The following is a 2,852-nucleotide window of genomic DNA, read 5'->3' on the forward strand; positions in this document are numbered from 1 at the left end:
ACCCACAATCTGGTATTCTCGGTTTTGTGACGTTTGGTAAAGTAACCTTGGTGAATCATAAACTAAAGCCTGCACTTGCCCCGCTTTGAGAGCTTTGTATGCATCTTCCACCTGGTCAAATTCAATTAGCTTGACTGGCTGTTGATTCATATATCTGGCAGAGGTCGTGTCTGCGACAGTACCAACCTGTTTTCCGAATAGATCGATAAGATCAGAAATATTCGATTCAAGTAGTTATATACAATTAAACTTGACTGTTAAGATCAGGTATAGCGCTACGCGCAAGGCAAGAGACAAGAGGCAAGAGGAAAAAGTTGACTACAACAGCTTTTGCTGCTTGTATCAATATTCTAACTTTAATGCGTAGTGCTATATTAGACAAGGGTAAACGGTTCACATAAAGAGTTTTATCAACGTTAATAAACGTAACCAGTAACATAGTTACGTTTAATTATGTCTATAGGCATAAAAAAAATAGCTTAAATTTAACTGGTTTTATCCCTAGATAAAGGAGGCTAACAAAATACTTTGTTAGCCTCCTTTCTAAAAAAAATAACTTGTATAGATTAATGATTAATGGGTCATCGTAAACTAGCAATTACCAATTCAAAATTACCGATTCCCATTAGTCAAGATTCAAAGTAGACCAAGTTATAGAACCCACAATCCCATCAGCATATAATCCTTTCGCTTTCTGATAAGCAATCACCGCAGCTTTTGTCCGAGAGCCAAAATCCCCATCCGTTGCACCAGCATAAAATCCTTGGGTTTGGAGCCGCTGCTGTAGTTCCTCTACTTCTGAGCCAACTGCTCCTTCAATTAAAGGAAGATAGCCAGATGAGGGTTTATCACTACGCCATCTTTCTGAAAACTCTTCCAAGACTTCTTTTGGTAGTTGTTTTTGTAGCCACTCAATCGCTTGTTTTTGGTGAGGTAAGCCACGATAATACTTGTAGGTGTTCACGATAACCACAGGCTGGCGCTTCTTGTTACCTGGTTCAGAAGGAGATTTCTCTGATGGTTTAGAAGAACTTTTCAGTGCGTCCCAGGTCTTTGATCCCACTAATCCATTGGGATTGAGTCCCTCAAACTTCTGAAAGGAAATCACTGCTTTGGTGGTAGCAGGACCAAAAATGCCATCAACTGGACCGGGACTAAACCCTTGAGTTTGGAGGGATTGCTGTAGCTCTTTGACTTTCAGACCAGTGTCTCCTTCTCTGAGATAGTCTTCAACTGAGGAGCCAAGGCGCTGACGAACTTCTCGGCGCAACCGAGGCAATTGACTGTATAACCAATCCCCAGGACATTGGGTTGGTGAAAAGTCTCGATGTCCTTTAATATTATCTGGGCTAATCTTGGTAGTTTTGCAAATCGAAACACATAAATCTACCAAACTTTTCCATTGTTTGGCATTCATCCGGTAGCTGATAAAGGTGCCTTCATTTTCAATTCCCGGTGACTGGTTACCTAGGGTACTACCAGCATGAGCAGAGCTGACAGAACGTCCTTTTTTAATCGCTGATAAGGAACTCTGTCTACCTTCGAGTAAATATCCACCGGTGGTATTCAAAAAGTTGTGACCTGAATCATCCCAGCCAAAGCCGTCCATGTGGGATTTTTGAATACTCCTAGCCAAACTTCTGGAGCCCCATAAGGTTCCTTTGGATAGATCATTCGGGGCATTGGGAGTAGCAGTATGGTGAATAATAATATATCGTGGTCTAGTAGTATCTGGCCATTTTTTTGGGGGTTTAGCTCCCCATTCTTTTGCTGAAATGACACTAGCAGTGAAAGACATATTGACTTGCGGTCTCCAGTTATAATAGTTTACTAGTGGGCTCCTCGGAATAGGATGCGAGCAATTAACCAAACTATGGATTTGGCTGAGGTGGATTGGCAACTATTCCTGACTGGATTCTAGCCTTCAATTGCGATTATCATCTATGGCAGGTCAGTGTTCAGCGATCAGCGATCAGCGATCAGCGATCAGCGATCAGCGATCAGCGATCAGCGATCAGCGATCAGCTAATGCGCACCCTACTTGAGGTGCTTTTGAATAAAAGAGGTAAGCTTTGGGCTTTGACGACGCTACTTAAGGTGCGAACAGCTTTTGAATAAAATAAGCTGACGGCTGACAGCACCTCAAGTAGCGTGAGCCTTGGCCTATGGCCACGCTACGCGAATGGCTCACGGCTGAATGCTTACTATAGCAGTTCTCAATGCTTTTGAAGGTCACAGTTTAGGGTCAACGGTCAAGAAAAACTATTTGTACTTCAATGCTGTTGACCTAGTCAACTTAGAAATAGTATTCAATTAAGTAGGTCAACCACAAGTAAGTAAACCATGCCAAAAGCAATCTGGAACGGAGCGTTACTAGCCGAGAGCGACGAATGTGTGGTGGTGGAAGGCAATCAATACTTTCCCCGCGACTCCATCAACAAGCAGTATTTCAAGGAAAGTAGTACCCACACAACCTGTTCTTGGAAAGGTCAAGCTAACTATTATACCATAGTTGTGAATGGTAAAGAAAATAAGGATGCAGCCTGGTATTACCCCAGTACCAAGGAGAAGGCGAAACCAATTGAAGGGTATGTTGCCTTCCGGGGCGGGGTGAAAGTTGAGGTGTAGATGATAAAGGGGGTTTTTAACCGGGATTTGGGAAAATTTTCCCCAGCAGTTGCTATAAAGGCTATAATTTATGCTATGATATAAATCGCAAGGTAAGCGGACGTGGCGGAATTGGTAGACGCGCTAGATTTAGGTTCTAGTGTCGCAAGACGTGAAGGTTCAAGTCCTTTCGTCCGCATCTAAAGGTGCGACCCGTGGCGAATTAAATTCGCCACGGGTCGCAC

At 43.1% G+C, this 2,852-nt stretch carries 3 protein-coding genes and 1 tRNA gene; 3 read left to right on the forward strand and 1 reads right to left on the reverse strand.

Annotated elements, in window-relative coordinates:
• Positions 1 to 625 precede the first annotated feature (625 nt).
• Positions 626 to 1,798: a peptidoglycan recognition protein family protein gene (locus F6K37_RS37110; protein ID WP_287255996.1), complete on the reverse strand. Its 1,173-nt coding sequence runs from the start codon at positions 1,796 to 1,798 to the stop codon at positions 626 to 628.
• A 95-nt stretch (positions 1,799 to 1,893) separates the two neighbouring features.
• Here F6K37_RS37110 and F6K37_RS37115 point away from each other — a divergent pair, with 95 nt between their 5' ends.
• The 3 genes from F6K37_RS37115 (at position 1,894) to F6K37_RS37125 (ending at position 2,806) form a co-directional block, all read left to right on the forward strand.
• The gene (locus F6K37_RS37115; RefSeq protein ID WP_287255999.1) at positions 1,894 to 2,118 is read left to right on the forward strand and encodes a hypothetical protein; all 225 of its coding nucleotides are present in this window, start codon (positions 1,894 to 1,896) and stop codon (positions 2,116 to 2,118) included.
• Positions 2,119 to 2,343: 225 nt separating this feature from the next.
• A complete protein-coding gene (locus F6K37_RS37120) occupies positions 2,344 to 2,628 on the forward strand; it encodes a DUF427 domain-containing protein (RefSeq protein ID WP_008187832.1) in 285 nt (94 codons plus the stop codon).
• Between the two features lie 96 nt (positions 2,629 to 2,724).
• Positions 2,725 to 2,806 (forward strand) — tRNA-Leu (locus F6K37_RS37125).
• Positions 2,807 to 2,852: the final 46 nt, after the last annotated feature.

This window comes from Moorena sp. SIO4E2, from assembly GCF_010671945.1.
GTDB lineage: Bacteria > Cyanobacteriota > Cyanobacteriia > Cyanobacteriales > Coleofasciculaceae > Moorena > Moorena producens.

Bases quoted from the DNA above. Each gene is read 5' to 3' on its own strand.
- F6K37_RS37120 (WP_008187832.1), top strand. From the start codon at position 2,344: ATGCCAAAAGCAATCTGGAACGGAGCGTTACTAGCCGAGAGCGACGAA.
- F6K37_RS37110 (WP_287255996.1), bottom strand. From the start codon at position 1,798: ATGTCTTTCACTGCTAGTGTCATTTCAGCAAAAGAATGGGGAGCTAAA.